This window comes from Enterobacter cloacae complex sp. ECL411 (genome assembly GCF_021869665.1).
Classification (GTDB): Bacteria; Pseudomonadota; Gammaproteobacteria; order Enterobacterales; family Enterobacteriaceae; genus Enterobacter; species Enterobacter intestinihominis.
Window position 1 is genome coordinate 1,080,137 of sequence record NZ_CP091486.1, and the last position, 17,687, is coordinate 1,097,823.

At 55.0% G+C, this 17,687-nt stretch carries 15 protein-coding genes and 1 other annotated feature; of the genes, 8 read left to right on the top strand and 7 right to left on the bottom strand.

Going from position 1 to position 17,687, the window contains the following annotated elements:
• Positions 1–46 precede the first annotated feature (46 nt).
• From maa to acrA, 5 genes are all read right to left on the bottom strand, one after another.
• Entirely contained in the window at positions 47–598 is a 552-nt protein-coding gene (gene maa, locus L3069_RS05125) for a maltose O-acetyltransferase (protein ID WP_022647270.1), read from the bottom strand.
• A gap of 207 nt (positions 599–805) precedes the next feature.
• Positions 806–1,024 carry an HHA domain-containing protein gene (locus L3069_RS05130; RefSeq protein WP_015571250.1) on the bottom strand — a complete coding sequence of 73 codons (219 nt, stop codon included), beginning with the start codon at positions 1,022–1,024 and terminating at the stop codon, positions 806–808.
• 28 nt (positions 1,025–1,052) lie between these two features.
• Complete coding sequence (gene tomB / locus L3069_RS05135) at positions 1,053–1,427, bottom strand: Hha toxicity modulator TomB (RefSeq protein ID WP_006809850.1); 375 nt, start codon at positions 1,425–1,427, stop codon at positions 1,053–1,055.
• Positions 1,428–1,936: 509 nt separating this feature from the next.
• On the bottom strand, positions 1,937–5,083 hold the full coding sequence (acrB, locus tag L3069_RS05140; protein WP_023299464.1) for a multidrug efflux RND transporter permease subunit AcrB: 3,147 nt from the start codon (positions 5,081–5,083) through the stop codon (positions 1,937–1,939).
• A gap of 22 nt (positions 5,084–5,105) precedes the next feature.
• Positions 5,106–6,299 (bottom strand): multidrug efflux RND transporter periplasmic adaptor subunit AcrA, encoded by a 1,194-nt coding sequence (acrA, locus tag L3069_RS05145; RefSeq protein ID WP_022647272.1) that lies wholly within the window; start codon positions 6,297–6,299, stop codon positions 5,106–5,108.
• Positions 6,300–6,440: 141 nt separating this feature from the next.
• On the opposite strand from acrA, the gene acrR reads away from it, so the two are divergent.
• The gene (gene acrR, locus L3069_RS05150; RefSeq protein WP_032624732.1) at positions 6,441–7,094 is read left to right on the top strand and encodes a multidrug efflux transporter transcriptional repressor AcrR; all 654 of its coding nucleotides are present in this window, start codon (positions 6,441–6,443) and stop codon (positions 7,092–7,094) included.
• A gap of 113 nt (positions 7,095–7,207) precedes the next feature.
• Positions 7,208–10,585 (top strand): mechanosensitive channel MscK, encoded by a 3,378-nt coding sequence (gene mscK, locus L3069_RS05155; protein ID WP_038415534.1) that lies wholly within the window; start codon positions 7,208–7,210, stop codon positions 10,583–10,585.
• A gap of 32 nt (positions 10,586–10,617) precedes the next feature.
• Here the strand turns inward: mscK and rsmS are convergent, their stop codons facing one another.
• Positions 10,618–10,806 carry a pleiotropic regulatory protein RsmS gene (rsmS, locus tag L3069_RS05160; RefSeq protein ID WP_038415536.1) on the bottom strand — a complete coding sequence of 63 codons (189 nt, stop codon included), beginning with the start codon at positions 10,804–10,806 and terminating at the stop codon, positions 10,618–10,620.
• A 12-nt stretch (positions 10,807–10,818) separates the two neighbouring features.
• Positions 10,819–11,346, bottom strand: a complete 528-nt coding sequence (priC, locus tag L3069_RS05165) for a primosomal replication protein N'' (protein ID WP_022647276.1) — start codon at positions 11,344–11,346, stop codon at positions 10,819–10,821.
• 50 nt (positions 11,347–11,396) lie between these two features.
• On the opposite strand from priC, the gene L3069_RS05170 reads away from it, so the two are divergent.
• The 6 genes from L3069_RS05170 to htpG all read left to right on the top strand — a co-directional run bounded on the left by L3069_RS05170 (position 11,397) and on the right by htpG (position 17,470).
• Positions 11,397–11,774 (top strand): DUF454 family protein, encoded by a 378-nt coding sequence (locus L3069_RS05170; protein WP_023299466.1) that lies wholly within the window; start codon positions 11,397–11,399, stop codon positions 11,772–11,774.
• A gap of 151 nt (positions 11,775–11,925) precedes the next feature.
• Complete coding sequence (apt, locus tag L3069_RS05175) at positions 11,926–12,477, top strand: adenine phosphoribosyltransferase (protein ID WP_000127359.1); 552 nt, start codon at positions 11,926–11,928, stop codon at positions 12,475–12,477.
• Positions 12,478–12,565: 88 nt separating this feature from the next.
• Complete coding sequence (dnaX, locus tag L3069_RS05180) at positions 12,566–14,494, top strand: DNA polymerase III subunit gamma/tau (RefSeq protein ID WP_023299467.1); 1,929 nt, start codon at positions 12,566–12,568, stop codon at positions 14,492–14,494.
• Positions 13,824–13,888: a sequence feature (DnaX frameshifting element), on the top strand. It overlaps the preceding gene by 65 nt.
• A gap of 53 nt (positions 14,495–14,547) precedes the next feature.
• On the top strand, positions 14,548–14,880 hold the full coding sequence (locus L3069_RS05185; protein WP_003858972.1) for a YbaB/EbfC family nucleoid-associated protein: 333 nt from the start codon (positions 14,548–14,550) through the stop codon (positions 14,878–14,880).
• A complete protein-coding gene (gene recR / locus L3069_RS05190; RefSeq protein ID WP_006809843.1) occupies positions 14,880–15,485 on the top strand; it encodes a recombination mediator RecR in 606 nt (201 codons plus the stop codon). The genes L3069_RS05185 and recR overlap by 1 nt, the downstream gene beginning before the upstream one ends.
• 110 nt (positions 15,486–15,595) lie before the next feature.
• Positions 15,596–17,470 (top strand): molecular chaperone HtpG, encoded by a 1,875-nt coding sequence (gene htpG, locus L3069_RS05195; RefSeq protein WP_038415541.1) that lies wholly within the window; start codon positions 15,596–15,598, stop codon positions 17,468–17,470.
• Positions 17,471–17,687 lie beyond the last annotated feature (217 nt).

Consider the following 17,687-nt stretch of genomic DNA (forward strand, 5'->3'; position numbering starts at 1 on the left):
GTAACAGTTATGCCAGGAAAAAGCATAACAGTTACTCAGGATGCGCTTAGATCATTTTAATGATTTTCGCCGGATTCCCGCCCACTACCGCATTGGCCGGCACGTCTTTGGTCACTACCGCGCCGGAAGCGATAACCGCATTATCGCCAATGGTCACGCCCGGATTAATCACCGCACGTCCGCCGATCCAGACGTTATGGCCTATGGTGACCGATTTACCGTACTCCAGCCCGCTGTTACGTTCGGTCGCGTCCAGAGGATGCGTGGCCGTATAAATGTGCACCCCCGGTGCGAGCATACAGTTATCGCCAATGCGGATAGGGCAGACGTCCAGCATGACGCAGTCGAAGTTGGCGTAAAAATTGTTGCCCAGATAGATGTTATAGCCGTAGTCGCAGCGGAAGCTCGGCTCAATATAAGCGCCTTCGCTTTGACCCAGCAGGTCAGCTAATAAGGCGCGACGTTCGGCCTTCTCATCGGGTGCGGTATGGTTATAGCGGTGAACAATATGACGAGCGCGTAAACGGTCAGCCCTCAGCGTGTCATCGCCGGGGCGATAATATTCACCGGCAATCATCTTCTGTTTTTCTTCACTCATGGGAACCTCTCTGGAATCGTTTTACGTAGCGTAAAGAGGATTAGCCAGAAAGGGAACGTTCCCTAAAAGTGGCTGTGACGGGAGTCACAACATTCTTGCGTATAAATACGTTTTATACGGGGACCTGGCGTTTGCACTTGAAGCGTAATACGAAAGGTAAATTCAGCTTAACAACGGGCGTAGTGCCTTAAAGTCTCTCTTCAACGACTAACGAACAAATTTCCATACCGAAGAGGGGATCTTGTCATAGAGTTTATTCATGGTCAGTTCAGCAAGACGATGGTCGGCAGCTGAATAAAATACCGCCAGTTCATTATCAGACAGCTCGTATTTATTTTTCTCAATAACACGTTCGAGCGTGTCAATTGACTGACAGCGTCGCAGGCGCATCAAATAATCGACTTTAGTTAATGGTTTATCAGACATAAAATTCACCTTAGTATTTGTAATAATTTTAACAGGAAAGACTAACCGGATTAGCTCTGCTGACATTCGTGAAGCAGCGAAATAGACGGTTTCCTGATTTACGCCATTTCTGCAAATCCTGTGCGTTAATGCCGTAGCTGCTGAACAACATAAAGGTGTCGTCCAGGTATTCATCAATTTGCTCTATCAACTTATTATCTTCATTGTACTTAATTTTATAATTAAGTGCGAAGGTTGCGATATGCTCGATCAGCTCATTAAGCTGTAAATTGATAGCAGACGTTGGATCGTTCACCCAGCCATGGTTACTTTCTTCAAGATTGGCAAGGCAGTCATGGTACAAGGATTCGCAGAGAAATTTCAACTGCGCGATATCATGCCTTTTTGGCGAGTACTCGTCCATAGCGCATCCCCTTCTGAGTGATTTTTTACTCACCGAACATCATGTCGGGATGGATACAACTTGCTTAGCCACACGGGAGCTGTGTTCCTGATAACACTAACTATAAGCCACTCTGATCAGGATTTCACCGCGCTATTACGAAAAATTACAATTAAAACGTTTCCTTGCGAGCGCTTACGCAAATGTGACCTCAGACGCGAACACTTTTATCGTGAGAAACCCTTTTTTTAATCCGTTCCTTAAGATTCATTGAGTTAGCGCAATGTTTCATTTGAAGTCCGGATTCAGATGTCTTCGGCATTTACGATGATTTAGGATTTGTCCGAATATTTTAGGCGATGAATTGATATTAAAAGAATGCTGAATTCTACGATTAGCTTATCGGATTATTATGATAAGTCTTATCAGGACGGGTGAAAATAAATAAAACGACAATAAGACTATTTTATGAATTTTTCTGAAAATGAAAAAGGCCGCAAATGCGGCCTTTTTATCATGTGAAACCGGTATCAGTGATGTTCTACCGAATGATTGTGCTCCACATCTTCATTTTTGCGGCTAAAGCGGCGACGTACCACCACGAAGAACACCGGTACAAAGAAGATGGCGAGAACGGTCGCAGTGACCATACCACCCATTACACCGGTACCTACCGCGTTCTGTGCGCCGGAGCCTGCGCCTGAGCTGATAACCAGCGGCATAACGCCGAGGATAAACGCCAGGGACGTCATCAGGATTGGACGCAGACGCATACGAACGGCTTCAAGCGTTGCTTCAATCAGGCCTTTACCTTCTTTCTCCATCAGATCTTTGGCAAATTCGACGATAAGTATCGCGTTCTTCGCCGACAAGCCAATGGTTGTCAGCAGGCCCACCTGGAAGTAAACGTCGTTAGTCAGCCCTCGGAAGGTTGCGGCAAGCAGCGCACCGATAACCCCCAGCGGAACCACGAGCATAACGGAGAACGGAATCGACCAGCTCTCATACAATGCCGCCAGACACAGGAACACCACAATCAGTGAAATGGCGTACAGGGCAGGGGCCTGGTTACCGGACAGACGTTCCTGATAGGACATACCGGTCCAGTCGTAGCCAATACCCGCAGGCAGTTTGCTGGCCAACTCTTCCATCAGGTTCATGGCTTCACCGGTGCTTCGGCCCGGCGCCGCCTGACCGAGGATCTCCATCGATGGCAAGCCGTTATAACGCTCCAGACGCGGCGAACCGTATTCCCAGCGCGAAGTTGAGAAGGCGGAGAACGGCACCATCTGGCCATCGCTGCCGCGAACGTACCAGTTGTTGATATCGTTCGGCAGCATACGGTATTGCGCTTCGGACATGACGTACACTTTCTTCACGCGACCACGGTCGATGAAGTCGTTGACGTAGCTGCCACCCCAGGCTGCACCCAGCGTGGTATTGATGTCACTGATGGACACACCCAGCGCCTGTGCTTTTTCCTGGTCGATATCGATCTTGTACTGCGGCGTATCTTCCAGACCGTTAGGACGCACGCCCACCAGCAGGTCAGGGTGTTTAGCCACCTCGCCAAATAGCTGGTTACGCGCCTGAGTCAGTTTTTCGTGGCCCAGACCGCCCTGGTCAATCAGCTGGAAGTCGAAGCCGGTCGCCGTACCCAGTTCAACAATCGCTGGCAGGTTAAAGGCGAAGACCATCGCATCTTTAATCTGTGAGAAGGTACCCATGGCCCGGTTGGTAATGGCTTCAACTTTGTTCTCATCACCCGGGCGTTCGGACCAGTCTTTCAGAGAAACGAAGGCAATACCGGTGTTCTGACCACGACCCGCGAAGCCAAAGCCGTTAACCGCAAACACGGATTCGACGTTGTCTTTCTCTTTGGTCAGGAAGTAGTCGGTCATCTCATCCAGCACTTTTTGCGTACGTTCTTGCGTCGCACCCGCCGGAAGCTGAGCCATGCTCAGGAACACGCCCTGGTCTTCATCTGGCAGGAACGAGCTTGGCAGACGAACAAACAGGAAAGCCATGCCCACCACGATGATGATATAAAGCAGCAGATAACGACCGGTGCTGCGCAGGATGTTCCCCACGCTGTCGGTGTAGTGATGCGTACTCTTATCAAACATGCGGTTAAACCAGCCGAAGAACCCTTTGTGCTCGCCGTGGCCACCTTTCTTAATCGGCTTCAGCATGGTCGCACACAGGGCTGGCGTCAGGATCAGGGCTACCAGCACCGACAGCGCCATCGCGGAAACGATGGTAATAGAGAACTGACGGTAAATCGCACCGGTTGAACCCCCGAAGAAGGCCATCGGGATAAATACCGCAGACAGAACCATCGCGATACCGACCAGCGCGCCCTGGATCTGGCCCATTGATTTACGGGTTGCTTCCTTCGGCGGCAGGCCTTCTTCCGCCATCACACGCTCAACGTTTTCGACCACTACGATGGCGTCATCCACCAGCAGGCCGATGGCGAGCACCATCCCGAACATCGTCAGGGTGTTTATCGAATAGCCAAATATCGCCAGAACCGCGAAGGTGCCGAGCAGTACAACCGGCACGGCGATGGTTGGGATCAGCGTTGCGCGGAAATTTTGCAGGAACAGGTACATTACCAGGAAGACGAGGATGATCGCCTCAACCAGGGTTTTAACCACTTCGTGAATCGAAATTTTAACGAACGGCGTGGTGTCATACGGGTAAACAATTTTCAGACCTGACGGGAAGAAAGGTTCCATCTTCTTCAGTTCTGCACGGATAGCCGTCGCGGTGTCCAGGGCGTTCGCACCAGTCGCCAGTTTGATACCTAAACCGGAAGCCGGTTTACCGTTGAACTTCGCAATAACGTCGTAGTTCTCGCCACCCAGCTCCACTTTCGCCACGTCACGCAGGCGAACCTGCGAACCGTCCTGATTCACCTTCAGCAGAATTTTACTGAACTCATCCGCCGAGGTCAGACGCGTTTGCGCGATGATAGACGCGTTAAGCTGCTGGCCTTTCACCGGCGGCGTGCCGCCTAACTGACCGGCTGCAACCTGGGCGTTTTGCGCTTTAATTGCGCTGATCACGTCAACCGGGGTTAGCTGGAAGTTGTTCAGCTTATTCGGATCCATCCAGATACGCATCGCGTACTGTGAACCGAACAGCTGAACGTCACCCACACCAGACGTACGGCTGATGGCGTCCTTCATGTTGGCGCCCACGTAGTCGGAAATATCTTCCTGCGTCATGGTGCCATCGGTGTTAATCACGCCGACAACCATCAGGAAGCTACTGGACGATTTCTCGACGCTCACACCCTGTTGTTGCACTTCCTGCGGCAGCAGGGGCATCGCCAGCTGCAGTTTGTTCTGCACCTGAACCTGCGCAATGTCCGCATCCGTACCTGATTCAAAGGTCAGGGTAATCTGAACTGTACCGGTTGAGTCACTGTTTGAGGACATGTACATCAGGTTATCGATACCGTTCATGTTCTGTTCGATAACCTGCGTAACGGTGTCCTGCACCGTTTTGGCATCAGCGCCCGGGTAGGTTGCGGAGATCGTCACTGCCGGCGGCGCAATCGTTGGATATTGCGCAACAGGCAGCTTCAGGATCGCAAGTCCCCCGGCCAGCATGATGATAATGGCGATCACCCACGCAAATATGGGGCGATCGATAAAGAAATTAGGCATGTCTTAACGGCTCCTGTTTAAGTTAAGACTTGGTTTGTTCTGACTGGCCAGCGGCCGACGCTTGTTGTTTGTCGTCAGATTTCACTTCCTGAGCTTTGACCTGCGCGCCAGGACGAACTTTTTGCAAACCAGTAATAATCACGCGATCGCCATCTTTCAGACCTTCCGTTACCAGCCACTTGTCGCCAATCGCCTGCGTTGCAGTGATATTGCGTGTTTCGACTTTGTTATCGGCACCCACAACCAGCGCGCTCGCATCGCCGCGTGGCGTACGGGTCACGCCTTGCTGCGGAACCAGAATGGCGCTTGGGTTAGTCCCTTCTTCAAGACGGGCGCGTACGAACATACCCGGCAGCAGGGTTTTATCCGGATTCGGGAAAATAGCCCGGATGGTGATAGAGCCGGTGGTCTGATCGACGGTCACATCAGAAAATTCCAGTGTGCCTGTCTGTGAGAACTTGATACCGTCGTTGGTAACCAGTTCAACTTTGGCTTTACCGTTTTCCTGTTTCAGTTGTCCGCTGGCAAGCTCCTGTTTGAGACGCAGGAAATCGTTGCTGGACTGTGTAACGTCAACGTAGATCGGGTCAAGCTGCTGCACGGTGGCCAGCGCGTTGGTTTGACCGTTCTGCACCAGCGCACCTTCGGTGACGGCTGATTTACCAATACGACCGCTGATAGGGGAGGTCACTTTGGTGTAGGCGAGGTTAATACGCGCGGTTTCTACCGCCGCTTTCGCCGCCACAACGGCTGCATTGGCTTGCTGTGCATCGGCCAGGGCAGAATCGTAATCCTGTTGACTGATGTACTGCGTGCCGAGCAGTTTCTTGTAACGATTCAACGTCAGTTGCGAAATTTTGGCTGCCGCTTCTGCTTTCGCCAGATCGCCTTTAGCGCTCTCATAAGACGCCTGATAGGTTGCTGGATCAATCTGATAAAGAGACTCACCTGCTTTCACATCACCGCCTTCGGTGAAGTTACGTTTCAGGATGATACCGCTCACCTGCGGACGTACTTCTGCAATGCGATAGGCGCTGGTGCGGCCCGGTAGTTCTGTTGTCATCTGGAGAGGTTCGGATTTGAGCGTCACGACGCCAACTTCTGGCACCTGCTGAGCTCCTTGTTGAGCCTCTTTGTCGTCACATCCTGTAAGCGCTAAGCTGCCTGAGAGCATCAGAACGACCGCCAGAGGCGTTAACCCTCTGTTTTTGTTCATATGTAAACCTCGAGTGTCCGATTTCAAATTGATCAAGGGTCCTGAGTCTAAAAACCCATTGCTGCGTTTATATTATCGTCATGCTATGGTACATACATTCATAAATGTATGTAAATCTGACTCCTGTAAATTCATCAACGTATGGCACGAAAAACCAAACAACAAGCGCTGGAAACCCGACAACACATTCTGGATGTGGCAATGCGTTTGTTCTCACAGCAGGGTGTTTCGGCAACCTCGCTGGCGCAGATTGCTCAGGCCGCGGGCGTCACGCGGGGAGCGATTTACTGGCATTTTAAAGACAAGTCAGATCTGTTTGGTGAAATCTGGGAGCTTTCAGAGTCCAGCATCAGCGATCTTGAGAGTGAGTATCGGGCAAAATTCCCTCACGATCCACTCTCAGTATTAAGAGAAATATTAGTATATATCCTTGAAGCGACTGTTGTGGAAGAACGCCGACGTCTGATGATGGAAATCATCTTCCATAAATGTGAGTTTGTTGGCGAAATGGCGGTGGTTCAGCAGGCGCAGCGCGACCTGTGTCTGGAAAGCTACGATCGCATCGAGCAAGTTCTTAAGGAATGTATGCAGGCCGACATGCTTCCCGCTACGCTGTTAACGCGCCGGGCGGCGATCCTGATGCGCAGCTATATTTCTGGCCTGATGGAAAACTGGCTTTTCGCCCCGCAGTCGTTCGATCTGAAATCAGAGGCGCGCAGCTACGTCGCGATTTTCCTGGAGATGTGCCAGCTTTGCCCGACCCTCCGCAGCGAGGGAGCGCCGCTTACTGCCTGAATCTTTCCAGGAAATGTCTTAGAGGATTACCTTCCCGCTATTCTGCTTTAGCCGGGCGTGATATTCTTCACGCCCGACTATTTTCGGTCATTTCTCAGATCACATTCACGACTATGCTGCACACCTATCGCTCGACACATTCTGTTCTGGCCGTTTTTTTGATCCTGCTGTTTTTCTTTGCAGCCGCACCGCATTCCTGGGCCCGTGCAGACAACGGCAGTGACGTCCCGACGCGTGCCGAGGTTCAGTCGCAACTCGACACCCTGAATAAACAAAAAGATCTCTCCGCCCAGGAAAAGCTCGTTCAGCAGGACCTGACGGAAACCCTGGATACGCTGGATAAGATCGATCGCATCAAAGCCGAAACGGCCCAGCTGCGGCAGAAGGTCGCTCAGGCGCCGGAGAACATGCGTAAAGCAACGGAGGCCCTGAACGCGCTTAGCGACGTTGATAACGACGATGAAACCCGAAAAACGCTTGCCACGCTTTCGTTGCGCCAGCTCGAGTCGCGCGTGGCGCAGCTGCTGGACGATCTGCAAACGGCGCAGTCCGATCTCTCGACCTATAACAGCCAGCTGGTTTCGCTGCAAACCCAGCCTGAGCGCGTGCAGAACGCCATGTATTCTGCATCGCAACAGCTACAGCAGATACGTAACCGTCTGAATGGCATTACCGTGGGGGAAGGGGCGCTTCGTCCGACCCAGCAAACGCTGCTGAACATCCAGCAGACGCTGCTGAACGCGGAGATTGAACAGCAGCGTAAGAGTCTGGAAGGCAACACGGTGTTGCAGGATGCGCTGCAAAAACAGCGTGACTACGTGAACGCGAATATCAACCGGCTCGAGCATCAGCTTCAGCTGTTGCAGGAGGCGGTGAACAGCAAGCGCCTGACGCTGACCGAAAAAACGGCGCAGGAAGCGGTCTCGCCAGACGAAACGGCGCGTATCCAGGCCAATCCGCTGGTGAAGCAGGAGCTGGAGATTAACCATCAGCTGAGCGAGCGCCTGATTCAGGCGACTGAAAGCGGCAGCGCGCTGGTGCAGCAGAATATTAAAGTCAAAAACTGGCTGGATCGCGCTTTGCAGGCTGAGCGCAATGTCAAAGAGCAGATTGCCGTCCTGAAGGGAAGCCTGCTGCTGTCGCGCATTCTTTACCAGCAGCAGCAGACGCTGCCGTCCGCCGACGAGCTGGAAGACATGACCAACCGCATTGCGGATTTGCGTCTTGAACAGTTTGACGTTAACCAGCAGCGCGATGCCCTGTTCCAGAGCGATACGTTTGTTGCCAAAGTGGAAGAAGGCCATTCAAGTGAAGTAAACGGTGAAGTTCACGACGCGCTGTTGCAGGTTGTGGATATGCGCCGCGAACTGCTCGATCAGCTTAATAAGCAGCTGGGCAACCAGCTGATGATGGCGATTAACCTGCAAATCAACCAGCAGCAGCTGGTGAGCGTGTCTAAAAGCCTCCAGGAGATCCTGACCCAGCAGATTTTCTGGGTGAACAGCAACAAACCCATGGACTGGGACTGGTTTAAATCTTTCCCTGAAACGCTGAAATCCCAGATCAAAAGCATGAAAATTACCGTGAACTGGGAGAAAGCCTGGCCTGCGGTAATGATTGCCTTCCTTGCGGGTCTGCCTTTGCTGCTCATCGCCGGAGTAATACGCTGGCGTTTGAAATGGCTGAAGCAGTACCAGGCGAAGCTGGCCTCGGAAGTGGGGCAACTGCGTAACGACAGCCAGCTGCACACCCCGAAAGCGATCCTGATCGATCTGATCCGTGCTCTGCCGGTCTGCCTGCTGATCCTCGCCGTCGGCCTGATCCTGTTGACCATGCAGCTCAATATCAGCGACCTGCTGTGGGCGTTCAGCAAAAAGCTGGCGCTGTTCTGGCTGGTGTTTGGTCTGTGCTGGAAAGTGCTGGAAAAAGATGGCGTCGCGGTCCGACACTTCAACATGCCGGAGAAACTCACCAGCCACTGGCGTCGCCAGATTGTACGTATCAGCCTCGCGCTGTTGCCGCTGCACTTCTGGTCCGTTGTGGCCGAGCTTTCGCCGCTGCATCTGATGGATGACGTGCTGGGACAGCTGGTAATTATGCTGAACCTGCTGCTGATAGCCGTCCTGATGTGGCCGATGTGCCGCGACAGCTGGCGTGATAAAGAGTCCCACAATCTTCGTCTGGTTACCGTAACGGTGCTGGCGATCATTCCGCTGGCGCTGATGGTGCTGACGGCAACGGGTTACTTCTATACCACGCTTCGTCTGTCAGGCCGCTGGATTGAAACCGTGTATCTGGTGATCCTGTGGAACCTGCTGTTCCAGACCGTGCTGCGCGGTTTGAGCGTGGCGGCGCGCCGCATTGCGTATCGTCGTGCTGTTGCCCGTCGACAGCATCAGGTTAAAGAGGGGGCTGAAGGGGCTGAGCCGCAGGAAGAGCCGACCATTGCCCTGGAGCAGGTCAACCAGCAAACGATGCGTATTACCATGCTGGTGATGATTGCGCTGTTTGCGGTGATGTTCTGGGCCATCTGGTCTGATTTAATTACCGTCTTCGCCTACCTCGACAGTATCACCCTCTGGCAATACAACGGTACCGAAGCGGGCGCTGCGGTAATGAAAAGCGTCACCATGGGCAGCCTGCTCTTTGCGCTGGTGTCGTCGGTGGTGGCCTGGGCGTTGATCCGCAACCTGCCTGGTCTGCTGGAAGTGCTGGTGCTCTCAAGGCTGAACCTGCGTCAGGGGGCGTCGTATGCCATTACCACCATCCTGAACTACGTTATTATTATTGTCGGGGCGATGACGGTATTCGGCTCGCTGGGCGTCTCGTGGGATAAACTCCAGTGGCTGGCGGCGGCGCTGTCGGTAGGTCTGGGCTTCGGCTTGCAGGAGATCTTCGGTAACTTTGTTTCTGGCCTGATAATCCTGTTCGAACGTCCGGTGCGTATCGGCGATACCGTCACCATCGGCACCTTCTCCGGGACCGTCAGCAAAATCCGTATTCGTGCGACCACCATCACTGACTTCGATCGTAAAGAGGTGATCATCCCGAACAAAGCCTTCGTGACCGAGCGACTGATCAACTGGTCGCTTTCGGATACTACGACGCGCGTGGTGGTCCGACTCGGGGTGGCCTATGGTTCAGATCTGGATAAAGTGAAAGAGGTCCTGCTGGAAGCCGCGAAATCACATCCTAAAGTGATGCACGATCCTGCGCCTGACGTGTTCTTCACCACCTTCGGGCCAAGCACGCTGGATCATGAGCTGCGCCTGTACGTACGCGAACTACGCGATCGCAGCTACACCGTCGATGAGCTGAACCGCACCATTGACCGTCTGTGCCGTGAAAACAACATTAATATCGCCTTCAACCAGCTTGAGGTTCACCTGCGCAATGAGAAAGGTGACGAACATACGGAAGTGAAGCGCGAGATTAAGGGTGACGAAAACTCCGCCCCTCTCCCTGCTCTCTCCCCAGAGGGGAGAGGATAAAAGCGAATCAGTGCAGATCTTTCAAACCGCACCTAACGGTCCCCTCTCCCTCCAGGGAGAGGGCTAGGGTGAGGGCAACCGGCCTTCACCTTTCCCTCAAAATCCCGCCGCACAATCTCCAGCGCTTTCAGCACCGTCTCCGCCGGGATCTCGTGATTCTCCAGCAGCATAATTAAATCGACGGCCAGCTTGACCTCGTCGGGGGCATTTTCCAGTGACATTAGTGGCTCCTGTTAACGGGTCAGGCGTTCAATGACGCGTTCAATCTCATCCAGCGCCTGACGGCAGCGGACGATGCGGCCTTCCAGCGCGCTGATTTCACGCATTAATAACTGCTGCTCTTGCAGCGTTTCGCTGGTGGTCAGGCGGGCTTCGCGCTCACACTTCATCTCAAACAGACGCCGCTCAAACTCCTGGTTCTCCAGCCGCTTGCGCTGCCATTTTCCGAGCCCAGGCGAGGCGCTGTCCCACGCCCGTAGCGGCCAGGCGGCGATTTCGCGGTGCAGGGCGGTGATCTGCTCAGTAAGATGCTCCGCAAGCCACACCACCTGTTCCTGCTGTTCACTCTCAACCGCGTGGCGAAGCTCGTCGAGGTTGGTCTGCATTTCAGCAAGGTAATCCTGAATGACGGTACTGCGGGTGCGGAAGAGCTGCCGATCAAAGCGCGGTTTCAGCGTAGCATGTCCCATCAGCGGTGTGGCCTGCGCCCGCAGCGCGATCAGCTGATTTTGCAGCCTCTCAAGAAGCAGTGCTGTTTTCAATGCGCTCTCCAGTGGTAAAGTAGCCGTTCAGTTTGATAACGATTCGCATTATGCAGCGTACTATTTTAATCATCATTGGCTGGCTCGCGGTAGTGCTGGGTACGCTGGGCATCGTATTGCCCTTGCTGCCGACCACCCCGTTCATCCTGTTGGCCGCCTGGTGCTTCGCCCGCTCGTCGCCGCGTTTTCACCACTGGCTCCTGTACCGTTCGTGGTTTGGCGGCTACCTGCGGCACTGGCAAAAACACCGGGCCATGCCGCCCGGGGCCAAGCCGCGCGCCATTGCCTTCATCCTGATCACCTTCGCCGTCTCGTTATGGCTGGTGAAAATGATGTGGGTGCGCATTCTGCTGCTGGCGATCCTGGTCTGCCTGCTGATCTTCATGTGGCGGATCCCCGTGGTTGATGAAAAGCAACAAAAGCACTGAAGCCTCATCATGGCGGTTGCAATTATGGCGCACAGCCAGTAAATTCGACCGTTTTCGAGCACAGGTGCGCCTGGTCAAAGGTTAAACAACTGTTACTTTGACCGACTCGTCGCGCGCCGTGAGTAACACTGTTTCATTTAGGCACAAACCGATGACCGCAACTGCACAGCAGCTTGAATATCTGAAAAATAGCATCAAAAGTATCCAGGATTATCCAAAGCCTGGCATTCTTTTCCGTGATGTCACCAGCTTGCTGGAAGACCCGAAAGCGTACGCCCTCAGCATTGAACTGCTGGTTGAGCGTTATAAAAACGCCGGGATCACCAAAGTAGTAGGTACCGAAGCCCGTGGCTTCCTGTTCGGCGCACCGGTTGCGCTGGCGATGGGCGTGGGTTTTGTGCCGGTGCGTAAGCCGCGCAAACTGCCGCGTGAAACCATTGCTGAGAGCTATGAGCTGGAATACGGCACCGATCAGCTGGAAATTCACGTTGATGCCATCAAGCCAGGCGACAAAGTGCTGGTGGTGGACGATCTGCTGGCAACCGGCGGCACCATCGAAGCGACCGTGAAGTTGATCCGTCGTCTGGGCGGGGAAGTGACCGACGCGGCATTCATCATCAACCTGTTCGATCTCGGCGGCGAGCAGCGCCTGGAAAAACAGGGTATTACCAGCTACAGCCTGGTGCCTTTCCCGGGACATTAATCCCGTATCTCACAACCTCGCTCAATGGGTGAGGTTGTGATAGCATTCCCCTCCATTAATTCACCTTCCAGCGTTGCAGAGCCTGCCCATGAGTTATCAGGTGTTAGCCCGTAAATGGCGACCACAAACCTTTGCTGACGTTGTCGGTCAGGAACATGTGCTGACGGCCCTGGCGAACGGCTTGTCGCTAGGTCGCATCCATCACGCCTATCTTTTCTCCGGCACCCGCGGCGTCGGTAAAACCTCTATTGCCCGCCTGCTGGCAAAAGGTCTGAACTGCGAAACCGGGATCACCGCCACCCCGTGCGGCGTATGTGACAACTGCCGCGAGATCGAGCAGGGGCGTTTTGTCGATCTGATCGAGATCGACGCCGCCTCGCGCACCAAGGTGGAAGACACCCGCGATCTGCTCGACAACGTGCAGTACGCCCCGGCGCGCGGCCGCTTCAAGGTCTATCTGATCGATGAAGTGCACATGCTGTCGCGCCACAGCTTCAACGCCCTGCTGAAAACGCTGGAAGAGCCGCCTGCGCATGTAAAATTCCTGCTGGCGACCACCGATCCGCAAAAGCTGCCGGTCACGATCCTGTCGCGCTGCCTGCAATTCCATCTGAAGGCGCTGGACGTTGAGCAGATCCGCGCTCAGCTTGAACACATTCTTGATGAAGAAAAGATCGTTCACGAGCCGCGCGCCCTGCAGCTGCTGGCCCGCGCGGCGGACGGCAGCCTGCGTGATGCGCTGAGCCTGACTGACCAGGCAATTGCCAGCGGTGACGGTAAGCTTTCCACTGACGCGGTCAGCACCATGCTCGGCACGCTGGATGACGATCAGGCGCTGTCGCTTATCGAAGCGATGATCGCCGCCAACGGTGAGCGGGTAATGACCCTCGTCAACGATGCCGCCGCCCGTGGCATTGAATGGGAAGCGCTGCTGGTCGAGATGCTCAGCCTGCTGCATCGCGTGGCGATGCTGCAATTGTCTCCGTCGGCCATTGGCGCGGACATGGCGACCATTGAACAGCGGATGCGTGAACTTGCGCGCACCGTGCCGCCGGCTGATGTTCAGCTTTATTATCAAACCCTGCTGATTGGCCGCAAAGAGCTGCCGTTTGCACCGGATCGCCGGATGGGCGTTGAAATGACGCTGCTGCGCGCGCTGGCCTTCCATCCGCGCAAGCCATTGCCGGAGCCGGAAACCCCCCGGCAGTCCTTTGCGCCGGTTGCGCCGACCGCGGTAATGTCACCGCAGCAGGTGCCACCGCAACCGGCATCGCCGCCGCCGCAGAACGTGCCGCTGTCGGATGCCACCAGTTCGGTGCTTGCCGCGCGAAGCCAGTTGCAACGTGCGCAGGGAGCAACCAAACCAAAAAAGAGTGAACCGGCAGCGCCTGCAAGAGCGCGGCCGGTGAACAACGCCGCGCTTGAACGACTGGCCTCGGTAACGGAGCGCGTGCAGTCGCGTCCGGCACCGTCCGCGCTCGAGCAAAAAGCCCCGGCGAAAGAAGAGGCATACCGCTGGAAGGCGACTACCGTTGTTGAAACGGTCAAGGAAGTGGTCGCCACGCCAAAAGCGCTGAAAAAGGCGCTTGAGCATGAAAAAACGCCGGAGCTGTCCGCGAAGCTCGCGGAAGAGTCCATCGAGCGCGACGCCTGGGCCGCTGAGGTCAGCAAACTTCAGCTGCCGAAGCTGGTGGAGCAGGTCGCGCTGAATGCCTGGAAAGAGCAGGAAGGCAATCAGGTGCGTCTGCACCTGCGCCCTGGCCAGCGGCACCTCAACTCCCCAGGCGCGCAAAAGGCGCTGGCCGAGGCGCTTACCGCCTTACAGGGTGTGCCGGTTGAATTGACTATCATTGAAGATGATAATCCGGCGGTGAAAACGCCGCTCGAGTGGCGACAGGCGATTTATGAAGAGAAGCTCGCGCAGGCGCGCGAGTCGATTATCGCGGATAACAACATCCAGACCCTGCGCCGGTTCTTCGACGCCGATCTGGATGAAGAGAGTATTCGCCCCCTTTGATCGTGAGTCTGACTTACGGTTGTAATCCTTAACGTGAAAGAAGAGAGAAGCCTATGTTTGGTGGAAAAGGCGGTCTGGGTGGCCTGATGAAGCAGGCTCAGCAGATGCAGGAAAAAATGCAGAAGATGCAGGAAGAGATCGCTCAGCTGGAAGTCACGGGTGAATCCGGTGCCGGTCTGGTCAAGGTGACCATCAACGGTGCGCATAACTGCCGTCGCGTTGAAATCGACCCGAGCCTGCTCGAAGACGATAAAGAGATGCTGGAAGATCTGGTTGCAGCCGCGTTTAACGATGCCGCTCGCCGTATCGACGAAACCCAGAAAGAGAAAATGGCCTCTGTTTCCAGCGGTATGCAACTGCCGCCGGGCTTTAAGATGCCATTCTGATGCAAACCAGTCCGCTGCTCACGCAGTTAATGGAAGCACTGCGCTGCCTGCCGGGCGTTGGCCCGAAGTCGGCGCAGCGTATGGCGTTTACGCTATTGCAGCGCGACCGCAGCGGCGGGATGCGCCTGGCGCAGGCTCTGACCCGCGCCATGTCAGAAATTGGTCACTGTGCGGATTGCCGGACCTTTACCGAGCAGGACGTCTGTAACATCTGCACGAACCCGCGTCGTCAGGAAAACGGTCAGATTTGCGTGGTGGAGAGTCCGGCGGACATCTACGCCATCGAACAAACCGGGCAGTTTTCCGGCCGCTATTTCGTGCTGATGGGGCATCTCTCCCCGCTGGACGGCATCGGCCCGGATGATATCGGTCTCGATCGTCTTGAACAGCGTCTTGAGTCCGAGACGATCAAAGAGGTGATCCTCGCCACCAACCCGACGGTGGAAGGGGAGGCAACCGCCAACTACATCGCCGAGCTGTGCGCGCAGTACGGCGTTGACGCCAGCCGCATCGCCCACGGCGTGCCGGTCGGCGGTGAGCTGGAGATGGTCGACGGCACCACGCTGTCGCACTCGCTGGCCGGACGACACAAGATTATTTTCTGACCAAACGGAGGCTGCGTGCGCGGCCTCCGCTTGAAAATCCCCCCCCTTATCCCCATCTCTCACTCAACGTTTTACAACCCCATTAAATGGCATTGTTGAGGTCGACTTAGATGAAAGGACAAGAAACCCGTGGTTTCCAGTCAGAAGTAAAACAGCTTCTGCACCTGATGATCCATTCCCTGTATTCCAACAAAGAAATCTTCCTGCGTGAGCTGATTTCCAACGCCTCCGATGCGGCGGACAAGCTGCGCTTCCGCGCGCTGTCCAACCCGGATCTGTACGAAGGCGATGGCGAACTGCGCGTGCGCGTCTCTTTTAATAAAGAGAACCGCACCCTGACGATTGCCGATAATGGCATCGGGATGAACCGCGACGAGGTGATCGACCACCTTGGCACCATCGCTAAATCCGGCACCAAAGCGTTCCTCGAGTCCATGGGCTCTGACCAGGCGAAAGACAGCCAGCTGATCGGTCAGTTCGGCGTAGGCTTCTACTCGGCATTCATCGTGGCGGATAAAGTCACCGTGCGCACCCGCGCCGCGGGCGACAGCGCCGAAAACGGCGTGCTGTGGGAATCCAAAGGGGAAGGCGAATACACCGTTGATGATATCACCAAAGCGGATCGCGGCACCGAAATCACTCTGCACCTGCGCGAAGGCGAAGACGATTTCCTGAACGACTGGCGCGTACGCTCCATTATCAGCAAATATTCTGACCACATCGCGCTGCCGGTTGAGATTGAAAAACAGGAAGAGAAAGACGGCGAAACCGTGGTTTCCTGGGAGAAAATCAACAAGGCGCAGGCGCTGTGGACGCGCAACAAAGCTGAAATTAAAGACGACGAGTACAACGAGTTTTACAAGCACATCGCCCACGACTTTACCGACCCGCTGACCTGGAGCCACAACCGTGTGGAAGGGAAGCAGGAGTACACCAGCCTGCTGTACATTCCGGCGCAGGCGCCGTGGGACATGTGGAACCGCGATCACAAGCACGGCCTGAAGCTGTACGTGCAGCGCGTCTTCATCATGGACGACGCCGAGCAGTTCATGCCGAACTACCTGCGCTTTGTGCGTGGCCTGATAGATTCCAACGATCTGCCGCTGAACGTCTCCCGTGAAATTCTCCAGGACAGCACCGTCACCCGTAACCTGCGTAACGCCCTGACCAAGCGAGCGTTGCAGATGCTGGAAAAACTGGCGAAAGACGATGCGGAAAAATACCAGACCTTCTGGAAACAGTTCGGCCTGGTGCTGAAAGAAGGCCCGGCGGAAGACACCGCGAACGTGGAAGCTATCGCTAAACTGCTGCGCTTCGCCTCTACGCACAACGACTCCTCCGCCCAGACCGTGTCGCTGGAAGAGTACGTCTCCCGCATGAAAGAAGGGCAGGAGAAGATCTACTACATCACCGCCGACAGCTATGCGGCAGCGAAGAGCAGCCCGCATCTGGAGCTGCTGCGTAAGAAAGGCATCGAAGTGCTGCTGCTGTCTGACCGCATCGACGAGTGGATGATGAACTACCTGACCGAGTTCGACGGTAAATCCTTCCAGTCCGTTGCTAAAGCCGACGAGTCTATCGATAAGCTGGCGGATGAAGTGGACGACAGCGTGAAGGAAGCCGAGAAGGCGCTGGAGCCGTTCGTTGAGCGCGTGAAAACCCTGCTGGGCGACCGCGTGAAAGAGGTGCGCTTCACGCACCGTCTGACCGATACGCCAGCCATTGTCACCACCGATGCGGACGAAATGAGCACCCAGATGGCGAAACTGTTCGCTGCGGCGGGCCAGGCCGTGCCGGAAGTGAAATATATCTTTGAGCTTAATCCGGATCATCCGCTAGTGAAACGCGCGGCGGATACCCAGGACGACGCCCGCTTTGCGGAGTGGGTTGAACTGCTGCTGGATCAGTCCCTGCTGGCCGAGCGCGGCACCCTGGAAGATCCTAACCTGTTCATTAAACGTGTGAATGCGCTGCTGCTGGCGTAATACAAAACCTACCCCTCACCCTGGCCCTCTCCCCAAAGGGGAGAGGGTATAATCGTCCCCTCTCCCCTTTGGGGAGAGGGTTAGGGTGAGGGGGCATTCTCGCACTAACCCAAATAATCTCCCCCCGTTAACCGTTTCAGCCTCCCCGCCTTCCTTGAGCGATACCCGTTCTGGTGGTATTGTTTAGCGCTTTTGAAAAATTGAATCGACATTTGAG

Coding starts and splice junctions, on each gene's coding strand:
- maa (WP_022647270.1), bottom strand. CDS start 598: ATGAGTGAAGAAAAACAGAAGATGATTGCCGGTGAATATTATCGCCCC.
- L3069_RS05130 (WP_015571250.1), bottom strand. CDS start 1,024: ATGTCTGATAAACCATTAACTAAAGTCGATTATTTGATGCGCCTGCGA.
- tomB (WP_006809850.1), bottom strand. CDS start 1,427: ATGGACGAGTACTCGCCAAAAAGGCATGATATCGCGCAGTTGAAATTT.
- acrB (WP_023299464.1), bottom strand. CDS start 5,083: ATGCCTAATTTCTTTATCGATCGCCCCATATTTGCGTGGGTGATCGCC.
- acrA (WP_022647272.1), bottom strand. CDS start 6,299: ATGAACAAAAACAGAGGGTTAACGCCTCTGGCGGTCGTTCTGATGCTC.
- acrR (WP_032624732.1), top strand. CDS start 6,441: ATGGCACGAAAAACCAAACAACAAGCGCTGGAAACCCGACAACACATT.
- mscK (WP_038415534.1), top strand. CDS start 7,208: ATGCTGCACACCTATCGCTCGACACATTCTGTTCTGGCCGTTTTTTTG.
- rsmS (WP_038415536.1), bottom strand. CDS start 10,806: ATGTCACTGGAAAATGCCCCCGACGAGGTCAAGCTGGCCGTCGATTTA.
- L3069_RS05170 (WP_023299466.1), top strand. CDS start 11,397: ATGCAGCGTACTATTTTAATCATCATTGGCTGGCTCGCGGTAGTGCTG.
- apt (WP_000127359.1), top strand. CDS start 11,926: ATGACCGCAACTGCACAGCAGCTTGAATATCTGAAAAATAGCATCAAA.
- dnaX (WP_023299467.1), top strand. CDS start 12,566: ATGAGTTATCAGGTGTTAGCCCGTAAATGGCGACCACAAACCTTTGCT.
- L3069_RS05185 (WP_003858972.1), top strand. CDS start 14,548: ATGTTTGGTGGAAAAGGCGGTCTGGGTGGCCTGATGAAGCAGGCTCAG.
- recR (WP_006809843.1), top strand. CDS start 14,880: ATGCAAACCAGTCCGCTGCTCACGCAGTTAATGGAAGCACTGCGCTGC.
- htpG (WP_038415541.1), top strand. CDS start 15,596: ATGAAAGGACAAGAAACCCGTGGTTTCCAGTCAGAAGTAAAACAGCTT.